At 70.8% G+C, this 20,749-nt stretch carries 24 protein-coding genes and 1 tRNA gene; 4 read left to right on the plus strand and 21 right to left on the minus strand.

All coding sequences use genetic code 11. The features are described 5' to 3' along the window. Positions 1–11: 11 nt before the first annotated feature. Positions 12–608: a nucleotidyltransferase family protein gene (locus tag ASG74_RS07545; protein WP_056143311.1), complete on the minus strand. Its 597-nt coding sequence runs from the start codon at positions 606–608 to the stop codon at positions 12–14. Positions 609–713: 105 nt separating this feature from the next. Further along, positions 714–1,403 carry a hypothetical protein gene (locus tag ASG74_RS07550; RefSeq protein WP_056140974.1) on the minus strand — a complete coding sequence of 230 codons (690 nt, stop codon included), beginning with the start codon at positions 1,401–1,403 and terminating at the stop codon, positions 714–716. A 235-nt stretch (positions 1,404–1,638) separates the two neighbouring features. Between ASG74_RS07550 and ASG74_RS07555 the strand changes: the two genes are divergently transcribed. Next, positions 1,639–2,787 carry a zinc-binding dehydrogenase gene (locus ASG74_RS07555; RefSeq protein ID WP_056140976.1) on the plus strand — a complete coding sequence of 383 codons (1,149 nt, stop codon included), beginning with the start codon at positions 1,639–1,641 and terminating at the stop codon, positions 2,785–2,787. Here ASG74_RS07555 and ASG74_RS07560 read toward each other — a convergent pair. Together ASG74_RS07560 and ASG74_RS07565 are read right to left on the minus strand one after the other, a co-directional pair. Beyond that, entirely contained in the window at positions 2,778–3,527 is a 750-nt protein-coding gene (locus ASG74_RS07560; RefSeq protein WP_056140979.1) for a ZIP family metal transporter, read from the minus strand. The genes ASG74_RS07555 and ASG74_RS07560 overlap by 10 nt on opposite strands. A 96-nt stretch (positions 3,528–3,623) precedes the next feature. Further along, positions 3,624–3,986, minus strand: coding sequence for a DUF1622 domain-containing protein (locus ASG74_RS07565; RefSeq protein WP_056140981.1), 363 nt, complete (start codon positions 3,984–3,986; stop codon positions 3,624–3,626). 220 nt (positions 3,987–4,206) lie between these two features. On the opposite strand from ASG74_RS07565, the gene ASG74_RS17145 reads away from it, so the two are divergent. Then, positions 4,207–4,479: a DUF2795 domain-containing protein gene (locus tag ASG74_RS17145; RefSeq protein ID WP_162252789.1), complete on the plus strand. Its 273-nt coding sequence runs from the start codon at positions 4,207–4,209 to the stop codon at positions 4,477–4,479. Positions 4,480–4,555: 76 nt separating this feature from the next. Here ASG74_RS17145 and ASG74_RS07575 read toward each other — a convergent pair. Continuing rightward, positions 4,556–4,639: transfer RNA gene (locus ASG74_RS07575), tRNA-Tyr, on the minus strand. Positions 4,640–4,725: 86 nt separating this feature from the next. Between ASG74_RS07575 and ASG74_RS07580 the strand changes: the two genes are divergently transcribed. Next, positions 4,726–5,220, plus strand: coding sequence for a YajQ family cyclic di-GMP-binding protein (locus tag ASG74_RS07580; protein WP_056140986.1), 495 nt, complete (start codon positions 4,726–4,728; stop codon positions 5,218–5,220). Positions 5,221–5,314: 94 nt separating this feature from the next. Here the strand turns inward: ASG74_RS07580 and pepN are convergent, their stop codons facing one another. The 16 genes from pepN to ASG74_RS07660 all read right to left on the minus strand — a co-directional run bounded on the left by pepN (position 5,315) and on the right by ASG74_RS07660 (position 20,334). After that, positions 5,315–7,777 (minus strand): aminopeptidase N, encoded by a 2,463-nt coding sequence (gene pepN, locus ASG74_RS07585; RefSeq protein ID WP_056140989.1) that lies wholly within the window; start codon positions 7,775–7,777, stop codon positions 5,315–5,317. Positions 7,778–7,832: 55 nt separating this feature from the next. After that, positions 7,833–8,399: an NADPH-dependent FMN reductase gene (locus tag ASG74_RS07590; RefSeq protein ID WP_082569588.1), complete on the minus strand. Its 567-nt coding sequence runs from the start codon at positions 8,397–8,399 to the stop codon at positions 7,833–7,835. Between the two features lie 68 nt (positions 8,400–8,467). Next, positions 8,468–9,358, minus strand: a complete 891-nt coding sequence (htpX, locus tag ASG74_RS07595; protein WP_056140994.1) for a zinc metalloprotease HtpX — start codon at positions 9,356–9,358, stop codon at positions 8,468–8,470. Between the two features lie 37 nt (positions 9,359–9,395). Next, a complete protein-coding gene (locus ASG74_RS07600) occupies positions 9,396–9,917 on the minus strand; it encodes a GNAT family N-acetyltransferase (protein ID WP_056140997.1) in 522 nt (173 codons plus the stop codon). Beyond that, entirely contained in the window at positions 9,914–11,365 is a 1,452-nt protein-coding gene (locus tag ASG74_RS07605; protein ID WP_056141001.1) for an NADH-quinone oxidoreductase subunit N, read from the minus strand. Before ASG74_RS07605 ends, ASG74_RS07600 begins: the two co-directional genes overlap by 4 nt. Then, complete coding sequence (locus ASG74_RS07610; protein WP_056141005.1) at positions 11,362–12,852, minus strand: complex I subunit 4 family protein; 1,491 nt, start codon at positions 12,850–12,852, stop codon at positions 11,362–11,364. Before ASG74_RS07610 ends, ASG74_RS07605 begins: the two co-directional genes overlap by 4 nt. Continuing rightward, a complete protein-coding gene (locus ASG74_RS07615; protein WP_056141007.1) occupies positions 12,843–14,714 on the minus strand; it encodes an NADH-quinone oxidoreductase subunit 5 family protein in 1,872 nt (623 codons plus the stop codon). Before ASG74_RS07615 ends, ASG74_RS07610 begins: the two co-directional genes overlap by 10 nt. Further along, positions 14,711–15,052: an NADH-quinone oxidoreductase subunit NuoK gene (nuoK, locus tag ASG74_RS07620; RefSeq protein WP_056141010.1), complete on the minus strand. Its 342-nt coding sequence runs from the start codon at positions 15,050–15,052 to the stop codon at positions 14,711–14,713. Before nuoK ends, ASG74_RS07615 begins: the two co-directional genes overlap by 4 nt. Then, positions 15,049–15,561, minus strand: coding sequence for an NADH-quinone oxidoreductase subunit J family protein (locus ASG74_RS07625; protein WP_056141013.1), 513 nt, complete (start codon positions 15,559–15,561; stop codon positions 15,049–15,051). Before ASG74_RS07625 ends, nuoK begins: the two co-directional genes overlap by 4 nt. Further along, positions 15,558–16,199 carry a NuoI/complex I 23 kDa subunit family protein gene (locus ASG74_RS07630; RefSeq protein WP_056141016.1) on the minus strand — a complete coding sequence of 214 codons (642 nt, stop codon included), beginning with the start codon at positions 16,197–16,199 and terminating at the stop codon, positions 15,558–15,560. Before ASG74_RS07630 ends, ASG74_RS07625 begins: the two co-directional genes overlap by 4 nt. After that, positions 16,196–17,152, minus strand: a complete 957-nt coding sequence (locus ASG74_RS07635; RefSeq protein WP_056141018.1) for a complex I subunit 1/NuoH family protein — start codon at positions 17,150–17,152, stop codon at positions 16,196–16,198. The genes ASG74_RS07630 and ASG74_RS07635 overlap by 4 nt, the downstream gene beginning before the upstream one ends. A 64-nt stretch (positions 17,153–17,216) precedes the next feature. Then, positions 17,217–17,750 carry an NADH-quinone oxidoreductase subunit C gene (locus ASG74_RS07640; RefSeq protein WP_056141023.1) on the minus strand — a complete coding sequence of 178 codons (534 nt, stop codon included), beginning with the start codon at positions 17,748–17,750 and terminating at the stop codon, positions 17,217–17,219. Positions 17,751–17,823: 73 nt separating this feature from the next. After that, complete coding sequence (locus ASG74_RS07645) at positions 17,824–18,858, minus strand: SGNH/GDSL hydrolase family protein (protein ID WP_056141026.1); 1,035 nt, start codon at positions 18,856–18,858, stop codon at positions 17,824–17,826. A gap of 95 nt (positions 18,859–18,953) precedes the next feature. After that, positions 18,954–19,322, minus strand: a complete 369-nt coding sequence (locus tag ASG74_RS07650) for a DUF2568 domain-containing protein (RefSeq protein WP_056141031.1) — start codon at positions 19,320–19,322, stop codon at positions 18,954–18,956. Next, on the minus strand, positions 19,322–19,936 hold the full coding sequence (locus ASG74_RS07655; protein ID WP_156465374.1) for an NADH-quinone oxidoreductase subunit B: 615 nt from the start codon (positions 19,934–19,936) through the stop codon (positions 19,322–19,324). The genes ASG74_RS07650 and ASG74_RS07655 overlap by 1 nt, the downstream gene beginning before the upstream one ends. Positions 19,937–19,974: 38 nt before the next feature. Next, entirely contained in the window at positions 19,975–20,334 is a 360-nt protein-coding gene (locus ASG74_RS07660; protein WP_056141037.1) for an NADH-quinone oxidoreductase subunit A, read from the minus strand. 114 nt (positions 20,335–20,448) lie between these two features. Here ASG74_RS07660 and ASG74_RS07665 point away from each other — a divergent pair, with 114 nt between their 5' ends. Then, positions 20,449–20,733 carry a DUF4242 domain-containing protein gene (locus ASG74_RS07665; protein ID WP_056141040.1) on the plus strand — a complete coding sequence of 95 codons (285 nt, stop codon included), beginning with the start codon at positions 20,449–20,451 and terminating at the stop codon, positions 20,731–20,733. Positions 20,734–20,749: the final 16 nt, after the last annotated feature.

The raw sequence follows: 20,749 nt of genomic DNA on the forward strand, positions 1-20,749 counted from the left end.
GACGACCTGGGTCAGATGTCCGCGGGACGGTCGATGTCGCGACCGGTCGCGAGGTCACCGCACTCCACGAGACGAGGCGGGTGCGCCTCGAAGTAGGCCCGGGCGCCGCGGTCGCCGACGGCCTGGGTCGACACGAGTCGCCAGTGCTCCCGGCCGAGCAGGACCGGGTGACCGGCACGCCCCTCATAGGCCGCGCGGACGAGTACCCCGTCGAGGCCTGACCCTCCCCCACCCTCGACCGACGACAGGATGCGCGTGTGGACGTCAGCGCCCACGTCGGGCAGGTCGACGAGCATGAGCAGGGCGGCGCGGGCATCGGTGGACTCGAGCGCCACGAGGCCGCGGCGCAGCGAGGCGCCCATGCCCTCGTCCCAGTCGGGTGCCTCGACGACGTCCGCACCGGCTCGCCGCGCGCGCACCGCCACGTCGGCCGCGGCCGAGCCGACGACGACGAGGACTCGCTCAAGCCCGGCGTCCCGGAAGCGGGCAACGGCCAGCTCGACGAGCGACGGCCCGTTCGGCGAGAGCCGGAGCAGTCCCTTGGGACCACCCATGCGCCGTCCGGCTCCCGCCGCGAGCACCAGTCCAGCGACGCCACCGTCAACCATCGGGCCACTGTGCCACGCCCGGAGGTCGCGCTCGTCCCGGCGGCCGTTCTCGGGCGGCCCCTCTCGGGCGAGCGCGGTCACGCGGGCGCGGTCAGGCGGGCATCGTCAGACGACGTCGAAACCGGCGTCGTCGACCCGGCGGTGGTAGCGCGTCCCGGCGATGCCGCCGAGGATCGCCCCGACCAGGCTGGTCACGGCGACGATGACGAGGGCCACGATGCCGGCGGTGGTGAGGTCGCCTTCGCTGACCGGGATACGGGGGAAGCCGTTCAGCTGCTCCAGCACGTTGTACTTGCTGCCGGCTGCGGCGCCGAGGACCGCGACGAGGATCGCGATGAGCAGGGCCCACAGCCAGACCGCCAGGCCCTGCTGGGCACCGTTGAACCGGGCCATGCGCCCGGCGACGTAGCCACCGCAGTAGTAGGCGACGAAGAGGATGACGCCCAGCGCGATGGCACCGACGATGCCCACGGTGCTCGGGGACTGCGTGGCGTCGCTGGTGGCCTGCTCAGCGGTCGTGTTGTTGGCGATCCCCACAGCCGTGCCCACGGCGGCGAGCAGCGCGGTGAGGATCACGGCCATGCCGAGGGCGGTGAGCCAGCCGAAGAACGCGGCACCGAACTTCATGCCGCCGAACTGCTCCTGCTGCCGCGCGACGACGTCGTTGCGGGCCAGTCCGGGGTCCACGCGCCGGTCGACAGGGCGCTCGTCGCGCAGGTCATGGCGGTCGCCGCCGTCGGACCGGCTGTCGTCGCGGCGGTCGCGGTCGAAGCGGCTGTCGTCACGAGTGTCCATGCGGGTGTCGTCCCGGCCGTCCAACGGCCCTGGGTCCCGACCCATACGGTCGTCGTCGGCTCCCCGTGCGCGAGGTGTTGAGCTCATGATGTGCCTTCCCTTCGGAGCGGGTGACGGTTGCCACGTACGTGCTCTGGCAACCGCGGCGAGCGGACCACCATGAGGTTGCTTGCCCACGTGCGCCGCTCGCCAAACATCCCAGCATGTTTCGGGGGTCATCAGGGAGAGTGAGCACATGAGCCTCACGACGAGAGCCGCCGTCCTGCGACAGTCGAGCGACGTCCAGCCGTTCGCCCGGTCCCGACCTCTGCGGATCGAGGAGGTGACCCTTGACGAGCCCGGCCCGGGCGAGGTGCTCGTGCGCATCGTGGCCGCCGGCTTGTGCCACTCGGACCTCTCCGTCGTCAACGGCGACCGCCCACGTCCCCTGCCGATGGTCCTCGGGCACGAGGCGGCAGGTGTGGTCGAGCAGGTCGGGCCCGGGGTCACGGACGTGGCCGTGGGTGACCGCGTGGTCTGCTCCTACGTCCCCTCGTGCGGCAACTGCGCCGACTGCGCGGGAGGCAACCCGGTGCGTTGCGCCGGCGCCCAGGCAGCCAACCGGGAGGCCAGGCTGGTGACGGGACGGCGGCCGTTCCGAGACGCGAGCGGGACCGAGCTCAACTCACACCTCGGCGTCTCGGCGTTCTCCGAGCTCACCGTGGTGTCACCACGCTCCCTGGTGCCGGTGCCCGACGACGTTCCCCTCGAGACGGCAGCGGTCTTCGGGTGCGCCGTGCTCACCGGAGCCGGCGCGGTCCTCAACACCGCGGTCGTGCGACCGGGTGAGGCCGTGGCCGTCGTCGGACTGGGCGGGGTGGGCATCTCGGCCGTCATGGCAGCCGCCCTCGCCGGCGCGCATCCGGTCATCGCCGTCGACACCGTGCCGTCGAAGCTCGCCTCTGCTGCCGAGGTGGGCGCGACCCACGGAGTCCTGGCCGGCGACGACGCGGTCGAGCAGGTCCGCGACCTCACCGGTGGAGGTGTGGCTGTCGCGATCGAGGCAGCCGGGCACCCGGCCGCCCTGGCCACGGCCTATGCCGCGACGCGCGTGGGAGGCCGGGTCGTCGTGGCCGGGCTCCCCCACCCCCGCCATGAGGTGGGCGTGTCGATCGCCTCGCTCGTCGGCGAGGAGAAGTCGATCTCCGGCTCCTACATGGGCTCGTCCGTACCCCGGCGCGACCTTCCGCGCCTCTTTGACCTGTATGCCGCGGGGTTGCTTCCCGCAGATGCGCTCGTCACCTCGCGCTCGGTGCCTCTCGACGACCTCAACCTCGCGCTCGACCGGCTCCACGCCGGGACGGAGGTGCGGCAGATCATCGTGCCCCGAGCGGGTCAGGCGTGACCCAGGACGAAGGCGACCATGAATCCCACGGTCGCCGCCAGGCCGGCATACAGATGGGTGCGTTCGAACGCCTCGGGAATCATCGTGTCGGCGACCATGGCCAGGATGGCGCCTGCCGCGAGTGCCGTGATCGCGGCGATGGTCTCCGGGGAGGCGCCCTGGAGCAGCAGGACGCCGAGCAGGCCGGCCAGCCCTGACGCGACGGCGATCGCCACCCAGACCCCGAAGACGTAGCGCGCGCTGCGCTTGGAGGCCTTCATCCCTGCCGCGCTGGACAGTCCCTCAGGAAGGTTCGACAGGAAGATCGCGGCGAAGACGGGGATCCCCACGCCGCCACCGCCGAGCAGGCTCAGGCCGAGCACGATGGACTCCGGGATGCCGTCGAGGAGTGCACCCACGGCGATGGCCGCACCGCTGCCGGGATTCTCCTGTTCGGAGGACTGCTGCTTGCCCGAACGCTTGCGGTGCTGGGCTCCATGGCGCGCGAGCAGCACGTTGGCGGCGACGTAGACGATGGCCCCGGCCATGAAGCCCACGGCGGTCGGCACCAGGCCTCCCGAGGACTCCGCCTCGTCGACGAGGTCGAAGGACAGGGCCGAGATCAGCACCCCGGCGCCGAAGGCCATGATGACCGCGACCACGCGCTGCGGCACCTTGACGAACCACGCGATCCCGGCCCCCACCACCAGCGCCCCACCAGCAAGAAGTCCCCAGAGTCCAGCCTGCGCCCACACCGGCATACGCGTCGTTCCTTCCGTCGTCAGCTCAGTTCGTCATCGGATCAGTTCTACCGTGCCCGCCCGGCCGACCGGTCCGGGAGGTCCAGCCGCCGCGGCTCAGCCGTTGTCGGACGTCGCCAGATCGCTCGCCTTCTGCCACGGCCACCGTCCCGTGATCTCCAGCTCGAGGGAGAAGCTGAGGAACGTGCGGATCGCGACGATCAGGGCGAGGACGAAGACGCTCTCCAGGGTGGGGGTGACGGCGACGGTGCGGATGATGTCGGCTGCGACGAGCAGCTCGAGCCCCAGGAGGATGGACCGCCCGAGCTCCTGCCGGAACCGGCGGTAGGTGTTGGCCTGCTTCCGCGACAGCCACAGGACGGCACGAGCCATGGCGACCAGGGCACCGAGCACCATCACGGCCACCCCCGCCGTGTCGACGGTCTTGCCCACGAGCTCGATGCCATCGATGAACGTCACAGATGTCGCTCCTCACGTCGGGCGCACGGGCACGCTCCTCACGTCGTCCTACCCGTTTCCTACCGAGTTCACCACGCCGGGTAGGCGATTGCCCTGCTCGTGCGCATGGTGACCGTTTCGTGACGTGGGGCCCGTGTGGGGCTCGGCAGCGTGGGTATATCGAACCAACAGGGCCTCGCCCCGAAGCATCAGGCGGCGCAGGAGAGACGGAGGAGCAGCCGTGAGTACGACACAGCCACTGCACCATGAGTCGTCGTGGTCCGCCCCGGTGTCGCAGGACCTGCGTCCCCAGCTGGACGAGTACCTGTCCGACCGCTGCCTGCCGGCGACCCGCGACGAGCTCCAGGCGCTGCTGGTCCAGCGCCACGCGCCGTCACGGGTGCTGTGGGAGCTGGCCCGCCTCCCCGAGAACCGTCGCTACTCCGACCTCGACCAGCTGTATGCCGCGCTCGAGGCCGCGACGGCGCCGACGTTGCCCCGCGAGCCCTACTGAGCAGCGCCTCTCGGCCCTGACAACGAAGAGGGCCCTCGACCGGCGTTGCCGCTGGTCGAGGGCCCTCTGTCTGCACTGGTGGCGGGTGAAGGATTCGAACCTTCGTAGCTTTCGCGATGGATTTACAGTCCACTCCCATTGGCCGCTCGGGCAACCCGCCGTGCGCGTGGAAGGATAGCAAGCCAACCACCCAAGCACGAAACCGCGCCCCGAAGCAGCATGCCGGCGCCCGATCGAGGAGGACCCGTGGCCGACAGCTCCATGGACATCGTCAGCAACTTCGACAAGCAGGAGGTCGCCAACGCCGTCAACTCCTCGGCCAAGGAGGTGTCGACCCGTTACGACTTCAAGAACATCGGCGCGTCGGTCGAGCTGTCCGGCGAGACGATCGCCATGCAGGCCAACTCGGAGGAGCGCGTCCTGGCCATCCTCGACGTGGTCAAGACCCACCTCGTCAAGCGCAAGGTCTCGCTCAAGCACCTCGACGTGCCCGAGGCCGGGCCGCGCCTGTCGGGCAAGGAGTACAAGCTCGACGTGCCGCTCAAGCAGGGCATCTCGACGGAGAACGCCAAGAAGATCAACAAGCTGATCCGTGACGAGGGCCCCAAGGGCGTGAAGTCGCAGATCCAGGGTGACGAGCTGCGCGTGACCAGCAAGTCGCGCGACGACCTCCAGGCCGTGCAGCGGATGCTCAACTCCGCCGACCTCGACGTGGCGCTGCAGTTCACCAACTACCGCTGACCCCACCCCAACATTCGCTCCCCATGAGGGAACGTCGGGGGTCCGGAGGGTTGATTTCCCTCCGGACCCCAAGGTTCCCTCCGGCAGCCAGGGCTCAGGACCAGCGGGCTCGCGACGTCAGGGCTTCCTCGAGCTTGGACAGCTCATCGGCCATGGACCGCCGGACACCAGCGGGCACGTCCGGTCGGGCGATCGCCTCGCGAACCAGGTCGACCGTCTCCGACTCGACCACCGGTGCCGGGAACGCCAGTGCCGCAACGCGATCCAGCGCGTCGGCGCCGACCCACTGCGCGAGGCGAGGGATGTCGGTGACGTAGCGCGCGGCATACGGACGCAGGTCCTCGAGCGTCCCGCTCGACCAGAACCCGGTCGCCAGCGCGTTGAGCTCGTAGTTGGAGAGCTGGCGGTTCTGCGTGATCTGTGACCACGCCCACTCCTTCTCGGCTGCGCCGGGCCGGGCAGCACGCGCTCCCAGGGCGGCCAGGTGTCCCGACAGCGTGGTGTCCTCGGCCGCGACGGCGGCGATGAACGACTCGTCCGCGAGCCCGAGACGGGCCATCGTGCGCACGACGACCCAGCGGAAGTCCGAGTCTCCCTCGAGCCCGGTGGGCAGGCTCCGGCCCTCGACCCACGCACCCAGACGGTCCTCGTCGGAGGTCGTGGCGGCGAGCACCCTGGCGGCGACGAGCGCCTGGTCCGAACCCGGTTCGGCTCCCTGGAACGACATGAGGGCGGCGCCGGCGACCCGTCCCTTGGCCGCGTCGACCAGCTCGCTCGGGACGAACTGCGGCACGATGCGGTCAGTGAACGCCAGCGCCACGCGAGTCATCAGGGCGTCATTGCGCTCGTGGGGCCACACGGCCGTGAAGGTGTCCAAGGCCACACCGGGGTCGACAGTGCCGCGGAAGACGCCGGTGAGCACTGCTCCCCAGAGCACCGAACGCGCGATCGGGTCCTGGATGCGCGCGAGCTCGGACGGCAGGGCGGCCAACGACGCCTCGTCGAGGTCGACCATCGCCCACGTCAGGTCTGCGGCGTTGGGCAGGAGGACGGCAGCAGCCGGGTCCACGCCGTCCACGGCGACCTCGGCCTCGTCGAGGGTCAGGGCCGCGCGGAACACCTCGTTGCCGTCGGTGAAGCCCGCCACGTCGAGGCTGTGCGGGCGGTCGGCCGGGTGGTCGGCCGGCGACGTGCGGGTCATCGTGCCGTCGCGGTCGAGGGCGATGACGTCGACGCCTGCGGTCTCGAGCCAGGCGGCGCTCCACGCGTCGAGCGGCGAGCCGTGGGTCTGCTCCATCGCCGCGAGGAACTCGGACAGCTCACCGTTGCCGTGCTCGTGCGAACGCAGGTATGCCGTGACGCCGGCGTTGAAGGCCTCCTCACCCACGTGGGTGACCAGCTGGCGAAGGACGGACGCGCCCTTGGCGTAGGAGATGCCGTCGAAGTTCGACAGGGCGCTGCGCGCGTCCGGCGCCGGCGACCCGGCGACCGGGTGGGTCGAGGGGGCCCGCTCGGCGGCGTAGCCCCACTGCTTGCGCGAGATCCCGAACTCGACCCAGCTGTCGGTGAACTCGGTGGCGCGGCTCGTCGCGGTGTAGGCCATGAACTCGGCGAACGACTCGTTGAGCCAGAGGTCGTCCCACCAGCGCATCGTCACGAGGTCGCCGAACCACATGTGCGCCATCTCGTGCGCGATCGTGTTGCTCCGCTGCAGGATCTGTTCGCGGGCAACGGCCCCGCGATAGAGCATCGTGTCGCGAAAGGTCACGCAACCCGGGTTCTCCATCGCACCGGCGTTGAACTCGGGGACGAAGACCTGGTCGTAGTCACCGAACGGGTAACGGACGTCGAACGTGCGGTGGTAGTGGTCGAAGGACTGCTTGGTCACCTCGAACATCTGCGGTGCGTGGTGCTCGAGCTCGCGCTGCAGGCTGCGGCGGGCGTGGATGCCCAGCGGTATGCCGTCGTGCTCGTCGCGCACGGAGACGTAGGGACCAGCGCAGACGGTGACGAAATACGTTGCCAGCGGCAGGGTCTCGCTCAGCTCCCACGTGCCGGGGCTGGACTGGGTGGCGCGGCCGTTGCCGAGGACGACCCAGTCCCGGGGGACGCGGACCGTGAACGCATAGGGCGCCTTGAGGTCGGGCTGGTCGAAGCAGGCGAACACCGTGGGCGCCGCATCGAGGAAGAGGTGTCCGTAGACGTAGTCCTCGCCGTCGGCGGGGTCGGTGCTGCGGTGCAGTCCCTGACCGTCCCGCGAGAACGCCATGGTCGCCACGACCTCGACCGTGTTGTCAGCCGCGAGATCGGCGAGGGGAAGCCTCCCGTCGACGATGGTGTCGGGCGCGATCTCGGCGCCGTTGAGGGTCACCGACTCGGTGGACACCGACCGCACGTCGAGGAAGGTCGCCTCGCCGGGCGTGCTGCAGGAGAAGCTGATCCGGGTCGTGGACCCGAAGTTCTCCGACCCGCGGTCGAGGTCGAGGTCGACCTCCATGCGGTTCACGCTGATGAGCTGTGCCCGCTGCCGGGCTTCGTCGCGAGTCAAGGATGGCACCCGAGGATCGTGTCATATCGCCGGGTGCGCACCCACCAGCCTCGCGAGCGGCTCCTCAGGCGCGGGGCAGCACGGTGAGCACCCGCTCGACGTGGTCGCGGAACTCCTGCATGTAGTTCGTGAGGAACTCCTTGCTGGCGGCGTCGGTCACCTCGCCACTGGGCAGGTAGGTCTCGGGGTCGAACTGGATGTAGGCCTCCGGCGCCGTCATCTGGCGAGCGTTGCAGAAGCTGAGGCAGGCCCGCAGCGACTGCTGCGCGACGGCCGTGCCGATGGCGCCCACGGAGGCACCGATGATCCCGGCAGGCATGTGGTCGAACGAGTTCTCGCCCCAGGGCCTGGACGCCCAGTCGATCGCGTTCTTGAGCGCGCCCGGGATGGAGCGGTTGTACTCCGGGGTGATGAAGAGCAGCGCCTCGGACGCGGCGATCGCGTCCTTGAGGGCGGTCGCCGGCGGCGGGTAGTCACCATCGAGGTCGCGGTTGTAGAGCGGCAGGTCCGCGATGGGGATCTCGGTGAACTCGAGGTCATCCGGTGCCACGGCGATGAGGCATTGGCCGAGAATCCGGTTGATCGAGTCCTTGGACAGGCTTCCGACGATGTATCCGACCTTGCGCGCCACTGCGACCTCCTGGGAAACGGGTGACGGCCCGGGCCCGGGCCACCCCTTCACAGTGGCACCGACACCGCTCAGTTGGGGCGGTAGCCCGTCGCCATTGCCTGCAGCCGGGCGATGCGGTCGGCCATCGGGGGGTGGGTCGACATGAGCCGCGAGATGTCCTGCGACCGGAACGGGTTGGCGATCATCATGTGGCTGGCGTTGACCAGGTCCTTGGTCGGCGCGAGCGGGGCGCGCGAGACACCGGCTTCGAGCTTGGCCAGGGCCGACGCCAGGGCCAGCGGGTCACCGGTCAGGGTGGCTCCATCCTCGTCCGCGTCGTACTCGCGGGTGCGGGTGATGGCGAGCTGGATGAACATGGCGCCGATGGGCGCGAGGAAGGCCATCGCGAGCCCGGCGATGGCACCACCGGGGTTGTTGTTGTCGCGGTTGCCTCCACCGAACATCGAGCTGAAGGCCAGCATCTGGCCGACGCTGCTGATGACGCCGGCGATCGCCGCGGCGACCGAGCCGGTGAGGATGTCGCGGTTGTAGACGTGCATGAGCTCGTGCCCGAGGACACCGCGCAGCTCGCGCTCATCGAGCAGCTGCAGGATCCCCTGGGTGCAGCAGACTGCGGCGTGCTGGGGGTTGCGCCCGGTGGCGAACGCGTTCGGCGCTTCGGTCGGCGAGATGAAGAGGGAGGGCATCGGCTGCCCGGCCTTGGTCGAGAGCTCGCGGACGATGCGGTACATCGCCGGCGCCTCCGCCTCGCTCACCGGGAACGCGCGCATCGCCTTGATGGCGATCTTGTCGCTGTTCCAGTACGAGTAGAAGGTCATCGCGACACCGAGAAGGGCGAAGATCCAGATGAAGCTGCCGCTGTTGAACTGCACGGCTGCCACCCAGCCCAGGGCGAGGAACAGCACCCAGATGAGGCCGAACAGGCCGGCAGTCTTCAGGCCGTTGAAGTGGTTGTGCATGCCCCTATTAACGCAGATCGTGAGCGTCGCGTTCCGGCTACAGGACGCGCTCCCACATGAGGCTGTCCCGCCAGCGCCCATCCGTGAGGAACGATGACGTGGTGGTGCCATAGGCCCGGAAGCCCTGTGACCTGAGCACGTGGTGCGAGGCGACGTTGTCCAGCGAGGTGCTGGCCTCGGCACGGTGCAGACCCAGCTCGTCCCTCATGAGCGCGAGCAGCCGGCCCAGCGCCTCACGCGCGTGCCCGCGGCCCTGGTGCGTCGTGCCGACCCAGTAGCCGACGGCTCCCACGAGGAAGGGCCCCCGCCGGATGTCACTCACCGTCGCCCAGCCGACGACCTCGTCCTCGACCACGACGACGCCCGGCCACATCCGTCCGGCTGCGTGCTCACCGAGGTAGCGCTCGACGCGCTCCACCTGGCCTGCAGCTGTGAAGTAGTCCTCGCTCCGGGAGGGCTCCGTGGCCGCGAACGCCTCACGGTCGCGGCTGAGGTGGGCGGCGAGGGCTGGCGCGTCGTCGCGCTGCGCCAGCCGGATGTCCGCCCTGGCCGACGTCACGTGACGAGGCCCACCAGGAGCTGCGGGAGGGCACTGGTGACGATGAGCACCGCGGCACCGACGGCCGCGACGCCCAGGCTCGCCCGGCGTGAGCCCGGCCGCGCCGGCGCCCGCTCATCGGCCTCACCGAAGAGGACCGCGAACCAGCGCACATAGACGGCGATGCCGAGCACGGCTGCGACGACGGCCGCGACGGCGACCGGCCACAGGCCCGCCGCGATGGCCGGGCGCAGCGCGACGACCTTGGCGACGAGCCCGATGACACCCGGTGGGAGCCCGGCGAGGACGAGCAGGGCCAGTGCCAACGTGCCCCCGGCGATCGGGTCGCGCCGCAACAGGCCCCTGTATGCCGTGAGGTCGCGTCGGTCCTCGACCTGCGGTCCGTGGATGGCACGGACCGCAGCGAACGCCACCAGGCTGGCCACGGCATACACGACGGCGTAGACCGCGGCAGCCTGACGGCCGGCGACGGAGAGGGCGGTGAGCGGCAGGAGGATCCAGCCGGCCTGGGCGACCGTCGACCACGCGAGCAGGCGCACCACCTCGGTCTGCCGCAGCGCCATGACCGTGCCCGCGAGCATCGAGGCGACGGTGAGGATGACGAGCGCCGCGACGACGACGTGCGGTCCGCGGGCCATTCCCACGACGGCGTCATAGGGCGCGAGCACGACGATGAGGGCCCCGACGGCAGCGAGCTTCGACGCGGACGCGAGCAGCGCCGAGACGGGGAGCGGACCTGCCGTGAAGGTCGTCGGGGTCCACGCGTGGAACGGCACGGCCGAGAGCTTGAACGCGAGGCCGGCCAGCAGCACCACGGTGGCGAGTCCGGCAAGGGTGCGCTGCTCGGGCACCGCCCACGCGGTGGCGAGGGACGGCCCGGTCAGCGTCGGGTCACCGGTGGCGGTGACCCACAGGGCCGTGCCGAGGACGAGCAGCGCGAACGATACGAGCGAGGTGGTGAGGAGGGTGAGGGCGCCGTGTGCTGCGGCTCGGCGGTCGCGCCAGGCGACGAGGGCGATGACGGGCAGGGTCGCGAGCTCGAGGGTGACGAGCCAGGTGCCGAGGTCGCGGGAGGCGACGACGCCGGCGGCCCCGGCCGCGGAGGCGAGCAGCAGGACGACGTCGATGACGCCGGCCCGGTGCACGGATGCCAGCGCCAGGACGGCCAGGGTCGCGAGGAGCGCCGCGATCTGGAGGGTGCTCGCCAACGGCCCCCCGTCCCACATGCACCGTCCGTCCGGGGCGGGGGTGCACAGGGTGAGCCGTGGGTCGGACGCGACGACGCCGGGTATTGCCGCCGCCGCTCCCACGGCCAGACCCAGCGCCCCGATGACAGGTGCGGCCAGGCGTGCACTCGGGATGATCGCGTCGACGACGAGGACGAGGACCATGGCGGCGACCGGGATGAGGGCGGGCAGCAGCAGGCCCCAGGACATCTGCAGGGTCATCGCGCACCTCCGACCAGCGCGGCGGCGTCGGCCGTCACGGAGAACACGACCTGGGGTGCGACGCCGATGATGACGACGGCCAGGACCAGCGTGGAGATCACGGCGAGCTCGGCTCCACGGGCGTCAGCGGCCCGGTGCGGTGCATCGTCGGCCACCGCGTCACCGACCCAGACGAGCCGGGCCACGCGCAGGCTGTAGCCCGCCGCCAGCACCGCACCCACCGCCGCGATGACGACACCGGTGCGCAGGATGCCGGTGTGGTGCGCCGGGTTCCACGCACCGAGCAGGGCGACGAACTCGCCCCAGAAGCCGGCCAGCCCGGGAAGGCCCAGGCCGGCCGCGAGGCCGAGGATCATGGCGAAGCCGAGTCGTGGCGACACCTCACGCAGGGCCGGACGCACGACGGTGAGGTCGACGGACCCCCACCGGTGCTTGAGGCCCCCGACGACGACGAAGAGGAGGGCCGCGATCACCCCGTGCGCGATGTTGCCGATGAGCGCGGCCTGCAGACCGGTCGTGGTCCCGGACGCCAGTCCCAGCACGACGAAGCCCATGTGCGCGACCGACGAGAAGGCGATGAGCCGCTTGAGGTCACGTTCGACGAGGCAGATGAGTCCGCCCCAGAGGATGCCGATGACGCCGGCGACCGCCAGCACCGGCGCGATGCGGGCGAAGCCGTCCGGGACGGTCATCATCGGCAGCCGGACCAGGCCATAGGTGCCGAGCTTGAGGAGCACCGCTGCGAGGAGCACCGAGCCCGCAGTGGGTGCCGTGGTGTGTGCCGCCGGAAGCCAGGTGTGCAGGGGGAAGACCGGGACCTTGACGGCGAGGCCGATGGTGAGGAGGGCCGCGATGAGTGTCTGCTGGTGGAGGGTGAGGCGCGCGGCGGCGGCCGGCAGGGCGTCGAGGTCGGCGGTGCCCGCCTGCGTCACGAGCACGAGGATCCCGACGAGCATGAGCGTGGAGCCGACCGCCGTGTAGAGGATGAACCGCGCCGACGCGTCCGCGCGTGCGGCGGGGTTGTGCCGGTCGCCGTAGCGGCTGATGAGCAGCCACATCGGCACGAGGACGATCTCGAAGGCGATGAAGAAGAGGATGGCGTCGCGAGCGGCGAACGTGGCCAGCGCGCCCGTCTCCACGAGGAGCAGGGCGCCGAGATAGGTTGCGGCACTGCCGGTCTGGGTCGGGCCCGCCCAGGGCTGCTCGACCCAGGCGTGCGCGACCACGAGGACGCCGATGACCGCGGTGAGGATGATGAGCGGGGCGCTGATGCCGTCGACCTCGAAGTGCCAGCGGACCCCCAGGTCGGGGATCCAGGCGCGGTCGACGGCCGGTCGCGACACGACAGCGACGACGGCGGCTGCCGCTCCGACGACGGCAGCCACGAGGGCCACCGCACGCGCTGCGCCAGTGGTGAGTGCACGACCCCCCGTGACGAGCCAGAGCCCGACGACGCCGGGGACGAGGAAGGTGAGGATCAACGCCACGTCAGCACCGCCGTGCCGCCCGCGACGATGAGCCCGAGGGCCACGAGGCCGACGCCGGCCGAGGGTGCTTCGCGCCGGTGGCCGCGCTGGGTGAGCCAGCCGGCGATCCCCGCAGTGGCTGCGGCACCACGCACATAGCCGTCGACGACCTCACGGTCGAGGAAGGCGACGACCCGGGCCAGTCCCAGGACGGGCCGGACCACGACCGTCCGGTATGCCGTGTCGAACCCGAGGCCGGCATCGGCCAGCGCGCGTTGGCGGGCTGTGCGGAAGAAGGAGCTGCGGGGGTCGTCGGAGCCACGGGCGAGGTAGGCCACCCCGACACCGATCAGGATGAGGAGCAGCGTGAGCGCCATCCACACCAGCGACGCGCCGTGCAGGTCGAACAGGCCGGTCACGAGGACCAGGCCACCGATGACGGTGAGCACCGTGAGAGCGGCAAGGGCCCCGAGAACGGGGGCGGGCGGCATACCGGCGTGGTGGTCACGCGGTGCGTCCGCGTCCTCGGACGCCGGCACGAGCTCGAGCGGGGCGGTCACGACGAGGTGCGCGCGCGTCGAGTAGGCAGCGGTGAGGACCACGGTGATGAGCAGGGCGGCAAGGACGAGGACGCCGGGCCCTCCCGATGTGATGGCGCCCTCGTAGGCCGTCACGACGACCTCCTCCTTGGAGAGGCCACCCACGACGAACGGCGCGCCGGCAAGGGCCAGCAGACCGAACAGCCAAGCGACGCGCGCGAGCTGGTGGACGTTGCCGGCCCCGCGCAGGGCGACCGCGAGGGTCGAGCCAGCGACGACGGACAACCAGCCGATGGTGAGGAAGAGGAGGGACTTGAAGATCGCGTGCGCCCACAGGTGGAACAGCGCCGGGTCCGGGCCGATCTCCGCGGTGGCCGTCGCGAGCGCCGAGAGCATGATCGCCACCTGGCTGACGGTCGACCAGGCCAGGAGGCGCTTGAGGTCGGACTGGCCGAGGGCGAGCACTGCGGCGCCGACCATCGTCACCGCCGTGGCGGCGCCGAGCAGCCAGCGGGCACCGTCGGCGTGGACGAGGACGGGGAACAGCTGGGCCAGGACGACCGTCCCGGCGGCGACCATCGTGGCGGCGTGGATGAGGGCGGACGCGGGGGTCGGGCCCTCCATGGCGTCGGGCAGCCAGTCCTGGAACGGGAACTGTGCCGACTTGCCGAGCACACCGATGATGACGAGCGCGAGCAGCAGCGAGCGAAGCCACGGGGAGACGGACGAAGAGGTCCAGTGTGCGACGACCGCCTCGAGGCCGGTCGAGCCGGCACCTGCGGACAGCCCCACGATGCCGAGCACGAAGCCGATGTCGGCGACGCGCGTGACGATGAAGGCCTTGTGCGCTGCCCGCCTCGCGGACTCCTTGCGCGACCAGTGGCCGATGAGGAGGTAGGAGCACCAGCCCATGACCTCCCAGCCGATGAGGGTGAGGACGAGGTCGCGGGCATGGACGACGAGCATCATCGCGCCGGTGAAGAGCGCGACGGTGGCCGCGAACTGGCCCAGCCGGTCGTCGTCGGCGAGGTACCAGCGGGTGAAGACAAGGACAGCGGCGGCGACCAGCGCCACGACGGCTGCCACCGCCGCGGTGGCCGGGCTCGCACCGAGCTGGAGCGGCATCTCGATCTCACCGACCTGCAGCGTCCCACGCGACTGGGAGACGACCTGCCCCCGCACCGGCGCCACGAAGAGCCCGACGACCGAGAGCGCCAGGGACACCAGGGCGATGGCGGTCGCCAGCCCGGCCGCCAGCCGCGGGCTGCGCCGGACCCCGAGGGTGAGCACGGCAGCCAGGACCGGCAGCCCGACAAGCAGGTACGACACGGTCAGGGCGCTCACGTGCGATCACCCCGCGTGGCCGAGGTCGCAGCCAGTGGGTCGTCGAGCGGGGCGTCGAGGTCGATCGAGCCCCTGTGCCTGAACGCCGTGAGGATCACCGCCAAGGCGACGACGACCTCGGCCGCGGCGATGGTGATGACGAACAGCGGCAGGACGCTCGAGGCCTCCCAGCGCGACGCCGTGGCGGCACCGGACGCCACGAGCAGCACGAGCGACCCGGAGAGGATGAGCTCGACACCGATGAGCAGCAGGACGGCGTTGCGCCGCACCGTGACCCCCATGACGCCGAGACCGACGAGGAGGGCGGCCACGACATAGGGCCCGGCGAGGTGGATCACGGGGAAGCCACCTCCTTCGAGGGGCCTCGGGAGACGGCGAGCGCCGCGATGAGGGCAGCGAGCAGCAGGACCGACAGCGCCTCGAACGGCCACACCCACGTCCCGAAGAGCTCGGTGGCGATCGCCTGGTTCGCGATGTCGCGGCGCTCGACCGCGCCGCCGGCCAGCGGCAGCAGCGCAGCGAGCAGCAACGCGGTCGTCGCGGCCCCCGCCAGCCCCGCGGCGACGCGACGCCACACGGGTACGGCATGCACGAGGTCGGGGCCGATCGGTGCGCGCGTCAGCATGAGGGCGAAGAGGACGAGCACGACGACGGCACCGACATAGACGAGCACCAGCACGAGGGCGACGAGCTCATGGCCGAGCACGAGCAGGCACCCGGCGACCCCGAGCAGCGCGACGACGAGCCACAGGGCGGCGTGCACCACCTGGCGCGTCGTCACGGCGAGGAGCCCCGCCACCACGGCGAGGAGTCCGCACGCAGCGAACGCCAGGTCCAACGACGTCATGCCTCGGGTCCCTCGGCGGCTCGAGGACCGCGTGGCTCGCGCGGAGTCCTCGGCTCACGCGGAGCCCGCGGCTCACGCGGCTCACGGGCAGCGCTCGGCTCACGCGGCGCCCGAGCAGGCTTGTTGGCGGCGGCGACCTCGGCCGGCTCGGCGGACCGCTCGTCGAGCGCCGGCGGCGGAGGCACCGACTCCATCCAGCCGCCGAGCCGGTCCTTGTCGTGCAGGAGGTCGCGGATGTCGGTCTCGGCGTACTCGAACTGCGGGCTCCAGAACAGCGCGTCGAACGGGCACACCTCGATGCAGATCCCGCAGTACATGCACAGCGAGAAGTCGATCGAGAAGTCGTCGAGGACGTTGCGCTGCCGCTCGCGCCCACCCTCGGTGCTCGCCGGGATCGTCTCCTTGTGCGAGTCGATGTAGATGCACCAGTCCGGGCACTCGCGCGCGCACAGCATGCAGCTCGTGCAGTTCTCCTCGAGCAGGGCGATGACACCACGACTGCGCGGCGGCAGGTCGGGTGCGACGTCGGGGTACTCGTGGGTGTGCACCGGCTTCACTGCCGTCTTGGCCGTCGTGGCCAGACCCTTGAGTATGCCGGGCAGGATGCCCTTGTTGCTCGACTTCGCCTTGTCGTTCATCGCGTCATCACCACGCCAATTCCGGTGAGGCCGAGCTGGATCAGGGCCAGGGGCAGGAGGAAGAGCCACGCCATCCGCTGGAGCTGGTCCTCGCGCATGCGCGGCCAGGCCACGCGGAACCAGATGACGAGGATGGCGATGACGAAGCCCTTGAGCAACGTCCACACCCAACCGATGTGGTCATCCAACGGGCCACGCCAACCGCCGAGGTAGAGCACGGCGAAGAGCAGTGAGAAGACGACGATGCCGGCATACTCCGCGAGCAGAAAGAAGGCGAAGCGCAGCCCGGTGTACTCGGTCCACGGGCCCATGACGAGCTCGGCGTCGGCGATCGGCATGTCGAAGGGCGGCCGCTGCAGCTCCGCGAGCGCCGCGACGAGGAAGACGATCGCTCCGGGCAGCTGCCACAGGAGCCACCACGGCGACCACGCCTCGACCACACCCGAGAGGCGCAGCGTTCCCGCGGCGAGGCAGGCCGAGGCCACCGCCAGAACGAGCGGCAGCTCGTAGGACACGAGCTGGGCTGCGGAGCGCAGCGCGCCGAGCAACGCGTACTTGTTGGCGCTCGCCCACCCGGCCATGAGGGTGCCGAGGGCCCCGACGCTCGTGGCGGCCAGCACCAGCAGCGCGCTGGCCGGCACGTCCACGGCGACGACGCCACGTTGCAGCGGCAGCGCCGCCATCGCCAGGAGGTAGGGCACCAACGCGACGAAGGGCGCGATCCGGAAGATCGTGCGGTCGGCCGCGCGCGGGGTGATGTCCTCCTTCTGGGCGAACTTCACCCCGTCGGCGACGAGCTGGGCCCACCCGTGGAAGCCACCGGCATACATCGGTCCGAGCCGTCCCTGCATGTGTGCCATGACCTTGTGCTCGGTCTGCCCCACGAGCAGGGGGAAGACCAGGAAGGCGGCCAGCACGGCCACCGACCTCACCACGACCTCGAGCACGCTCATCGTCACGCAGCCTAGTAGTTGAGCAGGCCGCTCATGGGTGGCGTCCGGACCCTCACGGGGCCGGTCAGCGCGGACCCCAGTCGGGGCCGGGGACACCGGGCGCCTGGACCCGACGGCGCGACGGCGACTTCGCCGAGTCGTGGCCCTCCCCCGGCTCCTTGCCGCCCGGCCACTGCTTGGACGCCCGGGCGGCGAGCACGAACGACTTGCGCAGCGGGGTGCCCGCAAACCCCTCCGGGAGGAGCAGGGGCCGCAGCCCCGAGCCCGACCCGTCGTCGAAGCCCGAGAACCCGACACCGAACATCTCGTGCGTCTCGCGCTCGTGCCACGCGGCACCGGCATACACATCGGTGACCGAGGGTGCGTCGGCACCCTCGGGGACGCGCGTGGTGATCCGGACGGCCCGTATGCCGTGTGTCCCGGCTCCGTGGGAGACGTCCAGGGCGCGCAGCACGAGGTCGTAGCCGGGCGCCGCCTCGTCGTAGGTGCGGTCGACGGCGCTGAGCCAGTCGAAGAAGGTGAAGCCGGACGCCTGCGCGGTTGCGACCGCCTCGTGCCAGTCGGCCAGGGCGACGTCGCGCAGCTCATCGGTGCTCACGCCATCACCCTAAACCGGCCTTGTGTGCCCCAGCGCGACCCAGGACTCGCGCTGAGGCACACAAGGCGAGGGGTCAGCGGGCCTGGCGCGCGGACCAGACCCGGTCGGCCGCGTCGATGCTGGCACGCGACGACAGGTCGACCCCGGCGCGGGCGGCCGCGGCCTTCACCCGCCGCGAGGACAGGTCGGGTGCATGGAACTCCTTCGGCGTGATTGAGGCGTCCCGTGTGGCGTAGGGGCGCTGCTGAGCCGCCAGGCGCTCGGAGGACGCGACGGCCTGCTGCACCGTCCTGGCGTTCACCGTCAGTGTGGCGCCGGTGAGCGGCGTGCTGACGGTCGGGGTGTAGCCGTCGCGGTGACCCGCGACGTTGGGGTGATAGCTCTCCTCAACCGGACTCGAGAGTCCGTTGAGCCATTCGACGTCGTCGCAGACCGCGTGTCGGACGAAGCGCGCCGTCGGGTTGGCGAAGCTGAACCCCTTGGCGCTGGCCGCTGCTGACGTCTTGGCGTTGATGAGGTCGGCCATCTGGTTGAGCCGGGTCTCCTCTGCCGGCGAGAACCAGGTGAAGGCGTTGCAGTCCTCCCCCATGAAGATCCGCGGGTAGCCGACGACGACGACCTTGGCGTTGGGCGCCTTGCTGCGGATCGACGAGTACAGCGTGGCCAGCTTGCCGGGCAGCACGTTGTTGACGTAGCTCTGGGCGGCGTCGATCCTGCCGTTGCAGTTGCTCGCCCACCCGGGGAGGGCGCACTCGGTGAGCACGTCGGCGAACCCGGCGTCGTTGCCGCCGACGGAGATGCTCACGCGGGACGTCGAGGAGGACAGCGCGCTCAGCTGCGCGGTGGTCACGTCGGGAATCGTGGCTCCGGAGCAGGCGCGGAAGTTCAGCGCATAGCCCTTGGCCGAGGCGATGAGCGAGGGGTAGGCCTTGGTCGAGCGCAGGCACTGGGTGCCGTCGTCGATGTAGGAACGGGTCCCCGTCCCCGAGGAGTAGGAGTCGCCGAGCGCGACGTAGGACGTCACGGCTTGGGCTGGGACTGCGCTGATCGCGAGGCTCGTTGCGGCAGCACATGCTGCAAGCAGGCCCATCGAGCGGACTGTCGACATTGACATCTCCCTGGGGGATTTCCGGATGCGGTGATCGCAACCTAGGACCGCCAGGGGGTCGCCGGGGAACTCAGGTCGCACTCTTTGCCAAGTTCTTACCTGCCGGTATGCCGGGTGCCCCCGTCGCGCGGGTCGGTGTCGTCGAGCGCCAGCTGGGCGAGCACCAGAACGAGCCCGGCCCCGATGAGGACCAGCCCGAACCGCGAGTGCTCGAGCCCCAGGAGCCCGGCGCCGACGACCATGACCATGCCTCCTGCCGCGAGCGCCCTCGAGACCTTGGGGATCCGCCTGCGGGCCCGGGGCGCGATGAACAGTCCCCAGAGCAGCGCGACGACGACGACCGCGCCGACGCCCGCGAGGGACCCACCCAGACCTGCCCCTGCGAGGGCCGAGGCCAACAGGAAGACGCCGACCATGAAGGCGAACTCGATGACGAAGGCAAGCAGGCCCAGGACGACGAGCATCAGCTCGGCCGCTCGACCCGACCCCGAGTGACCTCTGCGGCCGACCCGGTGCGGTGGGCCGTGTAGCGCGGTGCCCCCGAGTCGTCACCGGGCGTGAAGCCCCCGGCGCCACCCAGCCGCTCGGCGATGGCGCGACCGGACAGCCGCTCGCCGGCGATCTGCTCCTGGAGCTTGATGATGCCGTGGAGCAGCGCCTCGGGTCGCGGGGGACAGCCGGGCACGTAGACGTCGACGGGGATGAGTGTGTCCACGCCCTTGGTCACCGAGTAGGAGTCCCAGTAGGGGCCACCGGAGTTCGAGCAGGCACCGAACGAGATGACGTACTTCGGCTCCGGCATCTGGTCGTAGAGGCGACGGATCGCCGGCGCCATCTTGTCGGTGACCGTCCCCGACACCACCATGAGGTCGGCCTGTCGCGGTCCGGGGGCGAACGGGATCACTCCGAGCCGGATGAAGTCGTGGCGGCCCATCGATGCAGCGATGAACTCGATGGCGCAGCAGGCGAGGCCGAAGTTGAAGACCCACAGCGAGTAGCGACGTCCCCAGTTGAGGACCACTCGGATGGGCTTGGGCGCGTGCTCGCTGCCCGGCCCGACGCGCGGCATCGGCAGCATCACGGGCTGGTCGGTGCTCACGGTCCCCAGCCTAGGGCTCACGTCCAACGCAGCAGACCGCGCCGGGCGGCGTGGAGCAGCCCGATGACGATGATCCCGATGAAGACGGCGATCTCGACGAGCGATGCGGCGCCGAGGCCCGGGTCGCGCAGGACGTAGGCCCACGGGAAGAGATAGACCGCGTCGACCGCGAAGACGACGTAGAGGAACGCGTAGGAGAGGTAGCGGACCTGGCTCTGGGCCCATCCCTCGCCGACCGGGTCGACGCCCGACTCGTAGGTGCTGAGCTTGGCCCTCGAGGGAGCGTGGGGCGCGAGCAGCCGACGGGCGCCCACCGCCGCGATGACGAGCAGGATGCCGGTGGCCAGCACCGCCGCTGCCGCCACGTATCCGGTCATGGACGCCACCCTATCGAGCGGGCAGGGGCGAGCACGGCGCGAGCCTGACGGGCTCCGCCGAAATGACCACGGCCGGCTCGGTCCAACGCGCCTAGACTCGCAGCGGGAGGTCCCATGGCCATCTACATGATCGAGCGACAGTTCGCCGAGCAGCTCGAGCTGAGTCCGGACGACGCGCGCGAGCTCGCCGAGATCAACGACGACGAGCAGGTCCGCTGGCTCTACTCGTTCCTCTCGGCGGACAAACGACGCACGTTCTGCCTCTACGAGGCCGACTCCTCCGACGCCATCCTTCGCGCGGCCCAACGGGCCGGTGTGCCAGCCGACGTCATCGTCGAGGTGACGCACACCCTGACGCCCGACGGCGCGAGCCACGCCATCAGGGAGTCGGTGGGCTGAGTCGCTGGCGTGAGTC

This window comes from Knoellia sp. Soil729, assembly GCF_001427985.1.
Classification (GTDB): domain Bacteria; phylum Actinomycetota; class Actinomycetes; order Actinomycetales; family Dermatophilaceae; genus Knoellia.